This window comes from Ammoniphilus resinae (assembly GCF_017873965.1).
GTDB classification, from domain to species: Bacteria; Bacillota; Bacilli; order Aneurinibacillales; family RAOX-1; genus Ammoniphilus_A; species Ammoniphilus_A resinae.
The window spans coordinates 322,613-338,229 of sequence record NZ_JAGGKT010000002.1 but is presented as its reverse complement, the minus strand read 5'-3'; the positions used below and the strand labels follow the sequence as shown (position 1 = coordinate 338,229).

The 15,617-nt window shown below is 42.5% G+C and carries 15 protein-coding genes and 1 other annotated feature; of the genes, 9 read left to right on the top strand and 6 right to left on the bottom strand.

The annotated features are described in order from the left end of the window. Positions 1–13 precede the first annotated feature (13 nt). From J2Z37_RS05690 to J2Z37_RS05680, 3 genes are all read left to right on the top strand, one after another. Positions 14–673 carry an amino acid ABC transporter permease gene (locus J2Z37_RS05690; RefSeq protein WP_209809256.1) on the top strand — a complete coding sequence of 220 codons (660 nt, stop codon included), beginning with the start codon at positions 14–16 and terminating at the stop codon, positions 671–673. Positions 674–686: 13 nt separating this feature from the next. Further along, the gene (locus tag J2Z37_RS05685) at positions 687–1,433 is read left to right on the top strand and encodes an amino acid ABC transporter ATP-binding protein (protein WP_245203596.1); all 747 of its coding nucleotides are present in this window, start codon (positions 687–689) and stop codon (positions 1,431–1,433) included. Positions 1,434–1,512: 79 nt separating this feature from the next. Then, positions 1,513–2,613, top strand: a complete 1,101-nt coding sequence (locus J2Z37_RS05680; RefSeq protein ID WP_209809255.1) for a deoxyribonuclease IV — start codon at positions 1,513–1,515, stop codon at positions 2,611–2,613. Positions 2,614–2,830: 217 nt separating this feature from the next. On the opposite strand, the gene J2Z37_RS25425 is transcribed toward J2Z37_RS05680, so the two are convergent. The 3 genes from J2Z37_RS25425 to J2Z37_RS05665 all read right to left on the bottom strand — a co-directional run bounded on the left by J2Z37_RS25425 (position 2,831) and on the right by J2Z37_RS05665 (position 6,110). Beyond that, entirely contained in the window at positions 2,831–3,754 is a 924-nt protein-coding gene (locus J2Z37_RS25425; RefSeq protein WP_245203595.1) for a lytic transglycosylase domain-containing protein, read from the bottom strand. Positions 3,755–3,819: 65 nt separating this feature from the next. Beyond that, positions 3,820–4,683: a formyltetrahydrofolate deformylase gene (gene purU, locus J2Z37_RS05670; protein ID WP_209809254.1), complete on the bottom strand. Its 864-nt coding sequence runs from the start codon at positions 4,681–4,683 to the stop codon at positions 3,820–3,822. A gap of 131 nt (positions 4,684–4,814) precedes the next feature. After that, positions 4,815–6,110, bottom strand: a complete 1,296-nt coding sequence (locus J2Z37_RS05665; protein WP_209809253.1) for a hemolysin family protein — start codon at positions 6,108–6,110, stop codon at positions 4,815–4,817. Positions 6,111–6,238: 128 nt separating this feature from the next. Here J2Z37_RS05665 and J2Z37_RS05660 point away from each other — a divergent pair, with 128 nt between their 5' ends. Continuing rightward, positions 6,239–7,375, top strand: coding sequence for a zinc-dependent alcohol dehydrogenase (locus tag J2Z37_RS05660; protein ID WP_209809252.1), 1,137 nt, complete (start codon positions 6,239–6,241; stop codon positions 7,373–7,375). Between the two features lie 44 nt (positions 7,376–7,419). Here J2Z37_RS05660 and gerQ read toward each other — a convergent pair whose 3' ends face one another. After that, the gene (gerQ, locus tag J2Z37_RS05655; RefSeq protein ID WP_209809251.1) at positions 7,420–7,935 is read right to left on the bottom strand and encodes a spore coat protein GerQ; all 516 of its coding nucleotides are present in this window, start codon (positions 7,933–7,935) and stop codon (positions 7,420–7,422) included. Positions 7,936–8,167: 232 nt separating this feature from the next. Here gerQ and J2Z37_RS05650 point away from each other — a divergent pair, with 232 nt between their 5' ends. Then, positions 8,168–8,851, top strand: a complete 684-nt coding sequence (locus J2Z37_RS05650) for a zinc metallopeptidase (RefSeq protein ID WP_209809250.1) — start codon at positions 8,168–8,170, stop codon at positions 8,849–8,851. Positions 8,852–8,924: 73 nt separating this feature from the next. On the opposite strand, the gene J2Z37_RS05645 is transcribed toward J2Z37_RS05650, so the two are convergent. Next, the gene (locus J2Z37_RS05645; protein WP_209809249.1) at positions 8,925–9,359 is read right to left on the bottom strand and encodes a DUF2621 domain-containing protein; all 435 of its coding nucleotides are present in this window, start codon (positions 9,357–9,359) and stop codon (positions 8,925–8,927) included. Between the two features lie 316 nt (positions 9,360–9,675). Then, positions 9,676–10,659: a hypothetical protein gene (locus J2Z37_RS05640; protein WP_209809248.1), complete on the bottom strand. Its 984-nt coding sequence runs from the start codon at positions 10,657–10,659 to the stop codon at positions 9,676–9,678. A 240-nt stretch (positions 10,660–10,899) separates the two neighbouring features. Next, positions 10,900–11,116, top strand: a binding site (T-box leader). Between the two features lie 64 nt (positions 11,117–11,180). On the opposite strand from J2Z37_RS05640, the gene leuS reads away from it, so the two are divergent. From leuS to J2Z37_RS05620, 4 genes are all read left to right on the top strand, one after another. After that, entirely contained in the window at positions 11,181–13,625 is a 2,445-nt protein-coding gene (leuS, locus tag J2Z37_RS05635; protein ID WP_209809247.1) for a leucine--tRNA ligase, read from the top strand. 97 nt (positions 13,626–13,722) lie between these two features. Continuing rightward, positions 13,723–13,860 (top strand): hypothetical protein, encoded by a 138-nt coding sequence (locus J2Z37_RS05630; protein WP_209809246.1) that lies wholly within the window; start codon positions 13,723–13,725, stop codon positions 13,858–13,860. 102 nt (positions 13,861–13,962) lie between these two features. Further along, positions 13,963–14,871: a TIGR01777 family oxidoreductase gene (locus J2Z37_RS05625; protein WP_209809245.1), complete on the top strand. Its 909-nt coding sequence runs from the start codon at positions 13,963–13,965 to the stop codon at positions 14,869–14,871. Beyond that, complete coding sequence (locus J2Z37_RS05620; protein WP_209809244.1) at positions 14,864–15,601, top strand: class I SAM-dependent methyltransferase; 738 nt, start codon at positions 14,864–14,866, stop codon at positions 15,599–15,601. Before J2Z37_RS05625 ends, J2Z37_RS05620 begins: the two co-directional genes overlap by 8 nt. The last annotated feature ends 16 nt before the right edge of the window (positions 15,602–15,617 follow it).

Here is a 15,617-nt window from a genome sequence, read left to right as displayed (position 1 = left end):
GGAGCATAAGATGATGAGCATGGACTACTTGTTTACCATCACGATCCCAATGTTGGAAGGGGCAAAGATGACGATCTTGCTTTTTTTGATCGCTGTTATTGCTTCCATTCCCTTAGGATTTGTAATCACTTTAATGGTCAAAAGCGCCATTAAGCCGGTTGCCTGGCTAGCCAATTTTTATATTTATATCATGCGGGGAACCCCGCTCTTACTGCAGCTCCTCTTATTCTGTTTTGGGCTGCCAATGCTTCCGCTGATTGGGGAGTACCTTGTCTTAGATCGTTTTGTAGCAGCCTGTTTAGCGTTTATTTTAAACTACGCAGCTTATTTTGCGGAAATCTTTCGTGGGGGGCTATTAGCCATCGATAAAGGTCAATATGAGGCTGCACAAGTGTTAGGATTCAGTCGCTGGCAAACGATGAGGAAAATCATTATCCCACAAATGTTTCGCGTGGCTTTGCCGGCCGTTTCCAACGAATCGATAACACTTGTGAAAGATACCGCACTGCTTTACGCTGTTGCTGTCCCGGAATTACTCCACTTTGCCCAAACGGCCGTTAATCGCGATTTTACCATTATTCCTTTTTTCGTTGCTGGGATTATTTATTTGTTGATGACTCTCATCTTGACATGGGTTTTCAAACAGCTGGAAAGAAGATTGAAATTCGAATAAAGGAGTGGGGAAATTGTCGATTGTTCAAGTGTCCAATCTAAGAAAATCTTTTGGGGATCTTGATGTTCTTAAAAATATTACCTTTGAGATAGAGAAAAATCAGGTCGTAGCAGTCATTGGCCCCTCTGGTTCAGGGAAGAGTACGATGCTTAGGAGCCTGATCCATCTTGAACAAATTGATGGTGGCAGTGTTTCTGTAGGCGGTCAGGACCTAGTTAAAGAGGGTGTGTACGCTAATCATCAAGAATTAAAGCGTATTACTTCAAAGATGGGAATGGTTTTTCAGCACTTTAATCTTTTCCCCCATCTTACGGTTAAAGAAAATTTGGAGCTTGCCCCGAAATATGTGAAGGGGGAACAGGGTGACCAAATTGCACAAAGAAGTACAGAACTCCTGAAAAAAGTCGGTCTGTCAGATAAGGCGAATGTATATCCCAGTAAGCTGTCAGGCGGCCAAAAGCAGCGAGTTGCCATTGCCAGGGCGCTCATGATGAACCCGGAGATTATGCTGTTTGACGAACCCACTTCTGCGCTTGATCCCGAACTGACAGGCGAGGTTTTACAAGTCATTAAACAACTTGCAGCAGAACAGATTACGATGATCATCGTAACCCATGAGATGGGGTTTGCCAAAGAAGTGGCAGATAAAATTCTGTTCATGGACCAGGGAGAAATTACCGAGTCCGGCACACCGGAAGAGATCTTCATGAACCCGAAATCAGAACGTACCAAGGCTTTTATCAATTATGTATTAAAATAAATACCCCGCATGGGGTATTTTTGTTTGAACTTTTGATCTTTGCTACAATAGAAAGGGAACGGAAGGAAGGGTGAGTAGGATGTTGAAAATAGGATCTCATGTATCATTTTCTAAAACAGGATTGTTAAATGCCACGGAAGAGGCTCTAAGTTATGGATCTACTAGCTTCATGGTGTATACGGGGGCTCCGCAAAATACGAGAAGAAAGCCGATGGAGGATCTGTTTATTCCTGAAGGCAGAGAATTGATGGGGAAAAATGGGATCACAGAGATTGTGGTTCATGCACCATACATTATTAACCTTGGTTCATATAAAGATGATACGTTTGAACTTGCAGTTAATTTTTTGCGCCAAGAAATCAAGCGAACAGAATATATGGGCGTGAAAAACATTGTCCTTCATCCAGGGGCGTATACAGATAAAGATCCGGAATACGGCATCCAGCGTATTGCGGAAGGATTGAATGAAGTACTGGAAGTTGACCAGAATGTTCATATCGCCTTGGAAACAATGGCTGGAAAGGGAACGGAAATTGGTAGAAGTTTTGAAGAACTGGCTTCAATTATTGATAAGGTAAAATATAATGATAAGCTAAGCATCTGCTTTGATACCTGTCATACACATGATGCTGGCTATGATATTGTCCACCATTTTGACGAGGTGATAGATGAGTTCGACCGAATCATTGGGATTGATCGCATCGCTGTTTTCCATATCAATGATAGTAAAAATTTCCGCGGAGCAGCAAAAGATCGCCATGCCCCGGTGGGCTCTGGATTGATCGGGTTCGAGGCTTTAAAATATATCGTGCACCATGAAGCTGCAAAAGACAAGCCGGTGATCTTGGAAACACCGTGGATCGGGAAGGAAAAAAATCGTGAGCGTCCAATGTATGAAGTGGAAATCGCGTTACTAGCGGATCGTTTGGAAGACCGTTTTGGTGGCGAATTCCTTGAAGATGTAGAACGGTTGGCCCACTTTTTTAAGAAGCAAGACATCCATGCTTTGGATAGTGTCCGTGAAATATGGGAGATCCTGCAGGATAAAAAGAAAAAGAAAGAGGACAAGCGAGAACCTTTGGAAAGATTATATGATTTGGTTGAAGAAAATCGGGTTTTTCCAGAGTTGACGGAAGAACAAAGGAATCATCGTTTGGTAGCGTGGCTTGCAAGGGGGTAGGAAGCCTATGGGCCTTGCCGCCAATTTAAGTGGAAAATTTTCCGTTATTCATTTTTTCAGCATGATTTAGAGGGAATAACGGAATTTTTTCCGCTATCATCAATTGTAATCGTTTACAAAATATTGGATATGAAAAATAGCGGAAATAATTTCCGCTATTGAGTCTTTTATAATCAGATTTTTCAAAATATAATAAAATTTATCCTCTGTTTATGTACTACGTAAAAGAACTTAACACCTTTGGCACAAAATTCCGGGTTTCTTTCGGTAAACGTTGAGATACGGTATCCCAGTCAGATGTGCCGGCTTTTGTAATCGCGCGGTCAACGCGGCCAGGGCCTGCATTGTAGGCAGCTAATGCTAGTTTGATGTCGCCGTTGTATTTATCAAGCTTGCCTTTAATGTATTTTGCACCGCCTAAAGCGTTCTGGTAGGAATCATAGGGATTTACGCCTAAACTCCGTGCGGTGCTCGGCATCAGTTGAAAAAGACCAATGGCGCCAACCCTGCTCCGGGCATTTTCTTGAAAGCCAGATTCCTGCTTGGCGAGGGCTGCCAATAAATGCAAATCCACATCCACTTCCTCAGCAACCTTCTGCAGGTAGCCTTTAATTCGTTCCGGAACGGATTCCCAAATCTTCGGCACAGGCAACTCCTTTGGTTTCACCTGAGCGGGTGCTTGCTGTGGAACTTCATTTCGACTTGTTAAAGCAGCTGCTGGAAATGAGAGTGATTCGTAGGCTGCACCCACTTTTGCCATCCATTGCTTATAATCTGAACGAACGTTATTTCCTTCTTTCGTATAATCATAAACCGCAGCATCCTGAATGGAATGCTTCGATACAAAACGGTCTGTTAAGTCAATCTGAGGGTTGAAAAGTTCTTTATTCACCCCTAAATATTGCAGGGCTGCCCGCTGTTTTTCCGCCCAATTATGCGCTCCTTGGGCGAGATCCATACGTCCTTGTTGCTTGTACTGGGCAAATGCCACTTGTGAACGGGCAATTTCATCCAAATGCTTGTCCACTAACTCCTGAAACGGGGAGGTGGTACCATTGGGTTCAGGAACGGTGGACATATTTTCCGACTTTCGTAAGGGGAAAACATCCTTGCCCTGGACTCCAGATAACTCCGTAGACATTCGAATCACTCCTTATCTACCTGTAAGATTATCATGAAAATCAGGACATTGTCTCCTAAAAAAATTTAAAAGATAACAGTTTTGTTTCCATAGACTAAAATACGATCATCGATATGCCAGGAAACTGCGCGGGCTAAAGCAATTCGTTCAGCTTGGCGGCCGGTAATTTTTAATTCATCAGCAGAATAACGATGGTTTACGCGCAATACATCCTGTTCAATAATCGGTCCTTCATCAAGATCATCCGTGACATAATGGGCAGTTGCCCCAATCAACTTCACTCCGCGTTCAAAGGCACGTTTATACGGGTTGGCGCCAATAAAAGCAGGGAGGAAGGAATGGTGAATATTGATAATCTGGTTAGGATAATGTGTTACAAATTCGGATGACAAAATCTGCATATAACGAGCTAGGACGATGAAATCAACTTTTCCTTCTAATAGCTCAAGGATCTTCTGCTCGGATTCCTTCTTTGTTTCACGGGTGACAGGCACATGGTAGAAAGGGATCCCGTAGGCCTCAACGGCTGCCCTTGTGTCTTCATGATTACTGATAACCATGGGGATATCGACGGGTATTTCTCCTGCACGTTGCCTCCAAAGCAACTCCATCAAACAGTGATCTTCTTTGGAAACAAGAATGGCCATTCTTTTTCGTTTATTTGGATTAGCGAGCTTCCAGTCCATATCAAAGTCGCGTGCCACGCTGGAAAAGTCTTTTTCAATTAGAGGGTATGTAGAATCGAAATCCTGCAAGTCAAATTCGACTCGCATAAAGAATATTCCCCCTTCGGGGTCTGTAGTGTATTGGTCAGATTGAACAATATTAGCTTTGTGCTCCAACAAAAAACGAGATACCGCTGAAACGATACCTGGCCTATCATTACATGAAATTAAAAGTTTCGCGCGATTGGGTTTTATTGTATACATCCGGTACATCCTCCATCTTAAATCTACTAAACCTTTCATCTAAATTACAATTATAGACGATTCGGGGAAATTTACAAATGCTAATATTTTATCATCAAAACATTTTTGTGAAAGGAGCAGGCGAGGTCTAATTATTCCCGGTCGACTTTTTGAATCTCCACCTTTTTTACACGATGCGCTTCAACGTCCAGAATCGTTACCTCGACTTCATCATCGTGAAATTTTGTCCCTTCCTTCAATTCTGGGGCATGTGTATAGACCCAACCGCCGATGGTATCCACTTCACTGTCGTCAAGGTCACTATGCAGCAGATGATTAATATCATCAACGAGAACCTTTCCGTCTACAATAAACCGCTGATCTTCCAATTTTTTTATTAAAGGTTCTTCTTCTTGATCAAATTCATCTCGAATTTCCCCAACGATCTCTTCGAGAATATCCTCCACCGTAACGAGTCCGGCGGTTCCTCCATATTCATCGATAAGAATGCACATATGGTTGCCGTGCTTTTGCATTTTTTTTAATAAATCCCGAATCGGAATGGTCTCTGGCGCGGTTAAGGCCGGATGGACAAAAGGATCAATTGAATCCAGCTTAGCATCGATAAACGCGTGGAAAAGCTCCTTTGTGTTGACCAAACCGATAATATGGTCACGGTCCCCATGCAGGGCGACAGGAAAGCGGGTGTATTTTTCATCTCTGATCGTTACAATATGCTCGTCCATGCTGGAGTCTGTATCGAGGATTGCTATTTCTGTCCGCGGTACCATGACCTCTTTCGCCAGTCTGTCATCAAATTGAAAAATATTATTCATATAACGCAGTTCTTCTTTATTAATTTCGCCGCTGGAATAACTTTGATTTAGGATTGTGCGTATTTCTTCCTGGGTATGGGCGATGTCATGTTCACTGGCTGGCTTTAACCCAAAAAGCGAAGTGAACTGTCGAGCGGCACCGTTTAAGAGCCAAATAATTGGGTATAGCCCCTTATAAAACCAAATTAATGGTTGGGCTGTCCATAGACTGACTAATTCAGCTTTATGAATTGCGAGGGTTTTTGGTGACAATTCCCCAATAACAACATGGAGAAAAGTGATTAAGCTAAAGGAAATGATAAATGAAATCAACACAGATAGCTGCGGTGACATGCCCAAACGGACAAAAAGTGGGTCTAAAATTCGTTGGATGGTCGGTTCACCGACCCATCCAAGTCCTAAAGCTGTAATCGTTATACCTAATTGGCATGCGGATAAATAGCCGTCTAAATTGCTAATCACTTTCATTGCGGCTAAACCTTGTTTGTTTCCTTCTTCAGCCAATTGCTGTATACGGGTTGATCTTACCCTAACGATGGAGAATTCAGCAGCCACAAAAAATGCCGTCGTTAGAATTAAGAAACCAATCAATAAAATATTGATAATTGCCATATTGAATACTACCTCCTCAAGAGATGGCTCTTGTGGTTCCTGAAGTTAGTATCTCCTGTTAAGGATGGAAGATACTAAGGTGAAGGTCCTATAACCTGCCTTAAGGCACAATTGAAGGAGTGAAAAAGATGAAAGCACTGACCTATCAAGGAATAAAGGATGTCAAGATAAAAGAAGTAGCTGACCCTGCCATCGAAAAAAGAGACGACATCATTGTCCGCATCACGAGTACCGCAATTTGCGGTTCTGATCTGCATTTGATTCATGGAAATGTCCCCAATATGCCGGAAAACTTTATTATTGGCCATGAGCCCATGGGGATCGTGGAGGAGGTTGGGCCAGATGTCACTCGCCTAAAAAAGGGTGACCGGGTGGTCATACCTTTTACGATCGCATGTGGTCAATGCTTCTATTGTCAACATCAGTTGGAAAGCCAATGCGATAATTCGAATCCACATGGAGATGCTGGCGCTTATTTTGGTTATTCTGAAACCTTTGGCGGCTACGCAGGAGGACAAGCTGAATTTTTACGTGTTCCGTATGGGAATTTCACTCCGTTTCGTGTGCCTGAGGATTGTGAACTGGAAGACGAACAGCTGTTATTTTTGTCCGATATTATCCCCACCGCCTATTGGGGAGTGGATTATGGCGGGGTAAAGCCAGGGGATACCGTGATTGTTCTTGGGTGTGGTCCGGTTGGACTACTTGCCCAAAAGTTTGCCTGGTTAAAAGGGGCCAAAAGGGTAATCGCTGTCGACTATATCGGGTACCGGATGGAACATGCCAAAGAAGTGAATCAAGTGGAGATTGTTGATTTTACATCAGAAAAGAACATTGGGAATCATCTTAAAGAAATGACCCAGGGAGGGGCAGACATTGTCATTGACTGCGTAGGAATGGATGGGAAAATGTCTCCGTTGGAGCTAGTAGAAACCGCGCTGAAACTTCAGGGTGGAACCATGGGGGCGATCAAAATTGCCTCTCAGGCAGTAAGAAAGGGAGGAACGATTCAACTCGTAGGGGTGTATGGTTCCCGTTATAATGGATTTCCCTTGGGGGATCTGTTTGCGAGAAACATTACATTGAAAATGGGTCAGGCACCCGTCATCCATTACATACCTGAGTTGTATCGGATGATTAAGGATAATACATTTGATCCAACCGACATTATTACACATAGGCTGCCGTTAGAAAAGGCAGAATTTGCTTATGAAATTTTTGATGAAAAGAAAGACGATTGTATAAAAGTCGTTCTTAAACCTTAATAAACCAGCACCATTCAATAGGCGCTGGTTTATAACCGCTTTGATTAGCGAGGTCTTATCGGACGAGGAGCGGAACCAAAGGGGTATTCGTAATTTAAGGGTTCGTCAAACTCGGCGTAATCAAAGTTAACCATTAATAACAAGTAGCGTTTTCCGGTGGATGGTTCGCTGAGGATGATATGATCTCTTCCAGCCGCCTCTACTACTCCTTTGTAAACTTTGGCGTTCCATTCATTGTTGTTTTCATAAGTAAAATAAAAAGTACCAGATTTTCCTTTATTCAAGCGTAAAATGTTTTCGATATAGGATTGTTCAATAGGCAACATACCAGGCACCTGAACACCTTGCGAAGCTCCAGGTGTTCCTGGAATATATGCTCCACTCGGCTGTGGCGGGAAAACCTGTTGCGGCTGTTGCTGCGGCTGTTGCTGTTGCATAGGCGGATAGGCAGGCATCCCATACGGATATTGAGGCGTTGCAGACGCTCCATACATTCCATATGGGGAAGTTGGGGTTTGACGGCTCCCTGTGAAAGAATAATCAGGGGTAAATTCATTCATGTGGTCCACTCCTTAAAAACTTAATCATGTTGACGGGGTGATCGTTGTTAAGATCATCCTGTTGTTTGACGTCACATTATAAGATATTTGGGCGGAACAAAATGGTGACTCGCCTAGCACATTTTTATCCTAAATAATTAAAATTTGTTGAAACTCTTCCTGCTCTTTTTCGTAAATATTTTTAGAACAAGTTTAAAATAAAGGAACGAAAAACGATAAAGGAGGATTTTGAATGTTTTTTACCCCGTTTACTATTCTTATACTAGCTGCGTTTGGATTAAGCCTGTGGGCATCCTTTCGTGTAAAGGGGACTTTTAAAAAATATGATCAGGTGCCAACGTCTTCGGGAATGTCTGGCGCCGAGGCAGCCAGAAGAATGCTTGATGCGAACGGGCTGTCACATATCCCGGTTTATCATGTTCCGGGGAACTTGACAGACCATTACAATCCGTTAACGAAATCTGTACATTTATCAGATCCTGTGTATTTTGGCAATTCAATCGCCGCCCTGTCTGTTGCCTGCCATGAAGTCGGACATGCGATTCAGCATAAGGTAAGCTATCCGATGCTGGTTGCAAGACATAGAATTTTTCCGGCCGTGAACTTTTCCTCTGGGATTGCCCCCCTGCTATTGATTGGAGGGTTCTTATTTAAAATACAGGGATTGTTAATGCTAGGGATCATTTTGTTTAGTGTTGCGGTTTTATTTCAGGTCATTACCCTTCCTGTAGAATTTAATGCAAGTAGCCGTGCCAAAGGAATCATGGTCAAATTGGGCTTTATCCGCAACAATGAAGAACGCGGAGCCAGCCGTGTCCTTGGAGCAGCAGCTCTGACTTATGTGGCCGCTGCCTTAATGAGTGTCCTTCAGCTTGCAGAATACTTGTGGATTTTCAATAATCAAAATGAAGATTAATAAAAAGTTTTATAAACGTTAGAAATGAAGAAAGCCCCTTAACTCGCAGTTGCGACGGTAAGGGGCTTTCAGTTTAGATTTTAAGTTTTAGATGTTTTTCATAGGGAGTAAAGTCTATTTGTTTTTCTTGCAAATGAGCAACCAACCATTTATGGTCTCTTGCAGGGGTGGCTAGAATATAGCCCTTAATCACAAGATCTTGAGTTATTTCTGGAGCGTTTTCTTCAATGGCTAGTTTTCCAATTTTCCCGGCGATGCTGCGACGTGCCACATCACGGAATAGCTCGGGAACGGGTTGGACTAATTCTTCTAAAAGCTCTTTCGTATCATCAGTCCATAGATGCTGCGAATTTTCAATATAATAATCCTGCCAGTCCAAGTCTGATTTCCCATCTTGTTTTGGCATCGATTTAAGAAATTTGCGGAACATAAAATACCCCCCGATGGCTACAAGGGAGATTAAAATAATCATCCAAAAAACGATAAAAAATGCAAACCAATTCGACATCTCAATACCACCTTTTTCTTACGTCATATATGTATATTTTCTTCTATACAAAGAATGACCCCATCCGGGGATGGGGTAACTTCTTCTCACCAAGTCCGAAGAAGGACGTTATTTGACTATACCTTCTCCTTCTTCCGAATCCGCAGAAGAGCATTCTTCACATACATTAATTTCAACACGGTTGGCATCGCCTTGCTTTAACTTACCGCATACAAGGCAGTAATAGGTTAGCAAGCTATATCCACTCCTTTGTGCTTATTTCTCTATTATACCACAAAAAAGAGCATAAATAGTCATAAAGCACGAAAAAATTGGCCTACTTTACGGCGCTTGCCTCAAAAACAATTCCAATTTTCTCAGGATAGAACAAAGCATACCGAATTCCGTTTTGCGTAACCCGTTTGTCTTCCCGTTCTACTGAGGTGTTTGAAACACCTAGTTTTTTGATGATTTGGGTTCGCTGCTCTGTAGATAACTCTGGCTGCGTTACGGCAATAACCTGTTCAATGGCTAGGGGGAGCTCGCTTTCACCTTGGCCTAATAACATTAGTTTCTGGATAGTTTCATCTGTCTCAAGAATACCGGAAATCTTTAAACTAGGTGTAATGAAATAGGTGAAAGATTGGCTTTCTTGATCAGAGACAATATTTACATTGGTCATTTTAAAATGACTGCCAACCTGCTCAGCCGACTGATTCCATCTTTGCTGAAACTGTGTGGGCGTAAAGCCGAGGGAAAGACCATCTCGATCTTCGTCATTTTGCATCGCAAAATAACCATAAGCACCACCCAAAACTACGACGATTAGGGATAAAATAAGAAGGAGTCTTCCTCTATTTTTTGTGGGCTTATTTTGTTTTTGTTGTTTTGTGGTTGTTGAAGAAGGTCGGTCAAATCGCGGATCATGCACCTTAAGCGCGATATAATATTTAACAAGTTTCAGAAAGGATTCGGTATCGTAAGGGACATGGCGAATCTCGACCTTCCCCTTGGCAAAAAGCAGATGAATAGTATCTAGCGTTTTTCCGTCATTGAATTTAGTTACCGAGGATGTGATTGATTCAATACGTTGATAAGGGAAGTGTGTCCATGAATTTAGAGTTAAGTGAATGAGGCGGAATTCAGTGGCAACCAACACTCCATCCGTGTTTTTAAAAATGCCAGTAACAATTCCGCGGATCGTTTCATTTTCCTGAAGGATATGTGGTAAAGAATCTATTTCTACTCTTGTAAGCAACTCTCTTCCGAAAACTGGTTCGATTTTTAAAATACTTGATTTAATATTTTCAAGGGTATGCATAACCCGAATCTCCTCTCAATTTATCTTTGTTTATTCTAACAAAGAATTAGGAGCAATGCCTATTCTCTAGAACACTTTTCCCGGGAAAGCGCAGAAGATGACAAAATCCCACACCCTCCATGTCCTTTCGTATAAAAACAAGAAATTCTGTCGATAAAAGTACTATTCTAGGAAAACAATATTGACATTTCTACATAAAAAACCATAAAATGTAGCTATTAGTTTTTATCCAAATTTTGCGCAAATGTGATGAAGAGGATTAGTAAATGAATCGGATGGATCCAGAGAGTTGACGGATGGTGCAAGTCAACCCAGCCCGGCATCGAACTCACCTTGGAGCTGCAGAAATCGAACTGAATGATTCTGCCGTTAGTCCGCGTTAAGGATTTGAAAGTGAGTACTTTAGTACTAATTAGGGTGGTACCGCGGGAGTTAACGACAACCTCTCGTCCCTTGCTGTGTTTAGCCGGGGATGGGTGGTTTTTTTATTTAGAATTATTAAAAATAATGGAGGATTCTTCATGCGTTCGGAACATGCTTCGATCAAACATTATGATCATCAAGCCATTGAAAAGAAGTGGCAAAACTACTGGGAAGAGGAAAAAACATTTAAACTTGTGGAAAATCCACAAAAACCCAAATTTTATGCGTTGGATATGTTTCCTTATCCATCTGGCGCAGGTCTTCACGTAGGCCATCCTGAGGGATATACAGCTACAGATATTGTTTCCCGCTATAAAAGGATGAAAGGGTATCAAGTTCTTCATCCGATGGGATGGGACGCCTTTGGACTGCCTGCGGAGCAGCATGCCCTAGATACAGGGGAACACCCAAGGGATATCACCATTCGCAACATTAATAATTTCCGTCGTCAAATCAAATCTTTAGGATTTTCATACGATTGGGACCGGGAAATTTCCACAACAGACCCTTCGTATTATAAGTGGACCCAGTGGATCTTTTTACAGCTATACAAGATGGGACTAGCTTATGTTGATGAAGTTCCTGTAAATTGGTGCCCAGCCCTTGGAACGGTATTAGCGAATGAAGAAGTCATTGATGGGAAAAGTGAACGCGGAGGACACCCCGTTATACGCAAACCAATGAGACAGTGGGTTCTAAAGATCACAGCTTACTCCGAAAGATTGTTAGAGGATCTTGAGGAATTAGATTGGCCAGAAAGCATCAAGGAAATGCAGCGTAACTGGATTGGAAAATCGGAAGGTGCGGAACTTGATTTTCCTATCGAAGGTCAGCCTGATCAAGCTTTAACGGTGTTTACAACACGCCCAGACACCTTGTTTGGCGCTTCCTATTGTGTCTTGGCACCAGAACATAAGTTGGTTGAAAAAATTACGACAGATGGACAGCGGGCAGCAGTTAAAGATTATATCGACATGTCTGCTCGAAAGAGCGACCTGGAAAGAACAGACCTTGCCAAAGATAAAACAGGGGTATTTACAGGCGCATATGCCATAAACCCTGTGAATGGCCATAAGGTGCCAATCTGGATTGCAGATTATGTGTTAGTTAGTTACGGAACAGGAGCAATCATGGCAGTACCAGGACATGACCAACGTGACTGGGAGTTTGCCAAGAAATTTGACCTGCCAATCGTCGAGGTTGTAGCTGGCGGAAACGTGGAAGAAGAAGCATTTACCGGTGATGGACCACATGTGAATTCCGATTTCCTAAACGGATTAGGGAACAAAGAAGCGATCAGCAAAATGATTTCCTGGTTGGAAGAAACGAAGAAGGGAAAAAAGAAAATAACCTATCGTTTACGGGACTGGCTATTCAGTAGACAGCGTTACTGGGGTGAACCTATTCCGATACTTCATTTAGAAGATGGTACGATGAAGCCAGTGTCTGAGGATCAATTACCTCTCCTGCTTCCAGAAACAGATGCAATTCGCCCATCCGGAACAGGAGAATCTCCATTAGCGAATATCGAAGAATGGATCAATACCATTGATCCGGAAACAGGAATGAAGGCGAAACGAGAAACCAATACGATGCCGCAATGGGCCGGAAGCTGCTGGTATTATATTCGGTATATTGACCCGCATAACGATCAGGAGCTCTGTTCCAAGGAAAAGGCTAAAGCCTGGTTGCCCGTAGACCTTTATATTGGGGGCGCTGAGCATGCCGTATTGCACTTGCTGTATGCTCGATTCTGGCACAAAGTTCTCTATGATCTGGGGATCGTAGAAACAAAGGAACCGTTCCAGAAACTTGTCAACCAGGGAATGATCCTTGGGGCAAACAATGAGAAAATGAGCAAATCTCGGGGGAACGTTGTTAATCCTGATGATATTGTGGAAAAATATGGTGCAGATACGTTACGGATCTATGAAATGTTTATGGGACCACTTGAAGCATCCAAGCCTTGGAATGATAATGGGGTGGAAGGGGCGCATCGCTTTCTAAGCCGTGTATGGCGGATGTTTATGCAAGAGGATGGCAGTTTAAATACAAAGATTGGAAACCACCGAGGAAGTGAATCCTTTAATCGTGTTCTTCACAAAACAATCAAGGCGGTTACCCATGATATGGAGAACCTTCGATTTAATACAGCGATTAGTGCATTAATGGTCATGATGAATGAAGCGAATAAAGAAGACCAATTGCCAAAACAAGCGATGGAATCCTTTGTTAAGATGCTTTCCCCGTTAGCTCCTCATATTGCAGAAGAGGTATGGGGCCGTTTAGGTCATCAGGATACCTTGGCTTATGAACCATGGCCAACCTATGATGAGGCGATGACTGTTGATAATGAGGTCGAAATCGTCATTCAGGTAAACGGGAAAATCAAGGATCGCTTGTTGATTCCAAAAGGTTTGGACCAAGAAAGCATGAAAGAGAAGGCTATGCAGATTGCTAGTGTCCAAGAAGCATTGGAAGGAAAACAGATACGCAAGCTTATCGTTGTTCCAGACCGCTTGGTAAACCTTGTGATTGGTTAAAGTGAAGAGATTGCTAATCCCTAAAATTACCTTACTTGTTTCTGTCTTTTCTCCATAAACTAGAGAAGATCAGGTCACGTGACAAGGGGGATGTCTAATGGATAGATGTTCATGCTGTGGCACACTTTCTGAATTGTCCGGCGGAGTTTGTGATCTCTGTTTTCAGGGTGATGATCCAGAAGATTATCTGAATTATACGTTCCTACGTCCACATGATTATGAAGATGACGAGTAAGGTTAAACCAACAAAGGGGCCGTCCATATGGGATAGCCTCTTTGTTTTTTTTTACCAATCCTTTAATATAAAGGGGAGTGCGCTTTAATGAGGGGTGTCGGGATGAAGATTGCAATTCTTGGAGGTTCTGGTTTTATTGGAACGGCATTACGTGAAAAATGCAGGCATGTGGGTCATGAGGTGGTCATTTTATCACGGGATCTGAAGTATATGACGAGGACAGGGACGCTCGAACCTCTAGATCCTTCATGCCCCTTGATCGTTGATGGGGTTGTGAACTTAGCTGGAGAAACCATCAACCAAAGGTGGACAAATCAGGCTAAAAAGAGAATTCAACAAAGTCGAATCCAAACAACACGTAGCCTAGCTGAAATGATTGCCAATGGCGCAATTCAAACCCCAACGGTCATTAACGGATCTGCTGTTGGGTTTTATGGTCATTCAGACAAGCAAATTTTTTCAGAGGAATCATCTGGTTCAAAAGATGTGCAGGATTTTCTTGCACAAGTTGTTGCGACTTGGGAAGCAGAGGCAGATCAGATGGCAGTCAATGGCGTTCGTGTTGTTAAAGCGCGATTTGGGATAGTTCTTGGCTTAAAAGGCGGGGCCCTGCCGAAAATGCTTAATCCTTATCGCTTTTACATAGGTGGGCCGATTGGCAAGGGAAATCAGTGGCTTTCCTGGATCCACATAGACGATGCGGTTAATCTTTTGTTGTTTTGCATGGAACAAGAGAAAATATTTGGGGCCGTCAATTTTACCGCTCCAACCCCTGTCACTATGAATGAATTTGGGGAACAACTTTCTCAAATATTGAAGCGTCCACATTGGCTCCGGACACCGGCACTGGCATTAAGGATGGCATTGGGGGAAATGGCTGATTTGCTTTTGAAGGGACAGAAAGTGTTTCCCAAGAAAGCAGTAGGTAACGGTTTTACTTTTCAATACTCTCATTTACCTGAGGCTCTGTCCAATTTGATCGAAAATAGAAAGGAACATGGATATGTCTGAATGGTATGAACGGTCTTTTCAAGAGGATTATCTTAGAATCTATGCGCACCGTGATGAGAGAAAAGCGACGCAGGAACTGGAAAAGTTAATTTCTTTTGTTCCCGTTTCAAAAGGTCAAAAAGTCCTAGATCTATGCTGTGGGCAAGGACGCCATAGCCGTTGGCTGGCATCCCTTGGTTTACAAGTGGTTGGCGTAGATTTATCAGCCGTATTATTGGCCGAAGCGATCAAACAATCTTTGAACATGAATATCCTATATATGAGGGCGGATGTTCGTGAAGTCCATTTTAACGAAGAGATGGATCACGTCGTTAATCTATTTACCAGTTTTGGATATTTCTCCGAGGACGAGGAAAATGAGAAGGTATTTAGAAATGCAAGTAGAGCTCTTAAACCCGGAGGGTATTTCGTCTTCGATTACCTAAATCCTGGTTATTTGCGTCAGCATATTAACCCCTACTCGGAAACGGAGCAAGGAGACTTAATGATTAAGCAATATCGCTCGATCAACGAACAGTTTGTGGAGAAAAAGATCATTATCCAGGAAATGGGGGAGAATTCCAGACAATATGAAGAAAAAGTGAAGTTGTATGGAATAGACCAACTTAAACATATGCTTCAACGGAATGGGCTAGAAATCGTGCAGCTTTTTGGAGATTATGATGCAAGTAACTATCAATTAGAGGAATCACCAAGAATCATTTATATATGTCGGAAAGCAGGGAATTAATAAAAAAGTCTTGGTG

Excerpts from the sequence above, each read along its gene's own strand:
- J2Z37_RS05690 (WP_209809256.1), top strand. The coding sequence starts at position 14 with ATGAGCATGGACTACTTGTTTACCATCACGATCCCAATGTTGGAAGGG.
- J2Z37_RS05680 (WP_209809255.1), top strand. The coding sequence starts at position 1,513 with ATGTTGAAAATAGGATCTCATGTATCATTTTCTAAAACAGGATTGTTA.
- J2Z37_RS25425 (WP_245203595.1), bottom strand. The coding sequence starts at position 3,754 with ATGTCTACGGAGTTATCTGGAGTCCAGGGCAAGGATGTTTTCCCCTTA.
- purU (WP_209809254.1), bottom strand. The coding sequence starts at position 4,683 with ATGTATACAATAAAACCCAATCGCGCGAAACTTTTAATTTCATGTAAT.
- J2Z37_RS05665 (WP_209809253.1), bottom strand. The coding sequence starts at position 6,110 with ATGGCAATTATCAATATTTTATTGATTGGTTTCTTAATTCTAACGACG.
- J2Z37_RS05660 (WP_209809252.1), top strand. The coding sequence starts at position 6,239 with ATGAAAGCACTGACCTATCAAGGAATAAAGGATGTCAAGATAAAAGAA.
- gerQ (WP_209809251.1), bottom strand. The coding sequence starts at position 7,935 with ATGAATGAATTTACCCCTGATTATTCTTTCACAGGGAGCCGTCAAACC.
- J2Z37_RS05650 (WP_209809250.1), top strand. The coding sequence starts at position 8,168 with ATGTTTTTTACCCCGTTTACTATTCTTATACTAGCTGCGTTTGGATTA.
- J2Z37_RS05645 (WP_209809249.1), bottom strand. The coding sequence starts at position 9,359 with ATGTCGAATTGGTTTGCATTTTTTATCGTTTTTTGGATGATTATTTTA.
- J2Z37_RS05640 (WP_209809248.1), bottom strand. The coding sequence starts at position 10,659 with ATGCATACCCTTGAAAATATTAAATCAAGTATTTTAAAAATCGAACCA.
- leuS (WP_209809247.1), top strand. The coding sequence starts at position 11,181 with ATGCGTTCGGAACATGCTTCGATCAAACATTATGATCATCAAGCCATT.
- J2Z37_RS05630 (WP_209809246.1), top strand. The coding sequence starts at position 13,723 with ATGGATAGATGTTCATGCTGTGGCACACTTTCTGAATTGTCCGGCGGA.
- J2Z37_RS05625 (WP_209809245.1), top strand. The coding sequence starts at position 13,963 with ATGAAGATTGCAATTCTTGGAGGTTCTGGTTTTATTGGAACGGCATTA.
- J2Z37_RS05620 (WP_209809244.1), top strand. The coding sequence starts at position 14,864 with ATGTCTGAATGGTATGAACGGTCTTTTCAAGAGGATTATCTTAGAATC.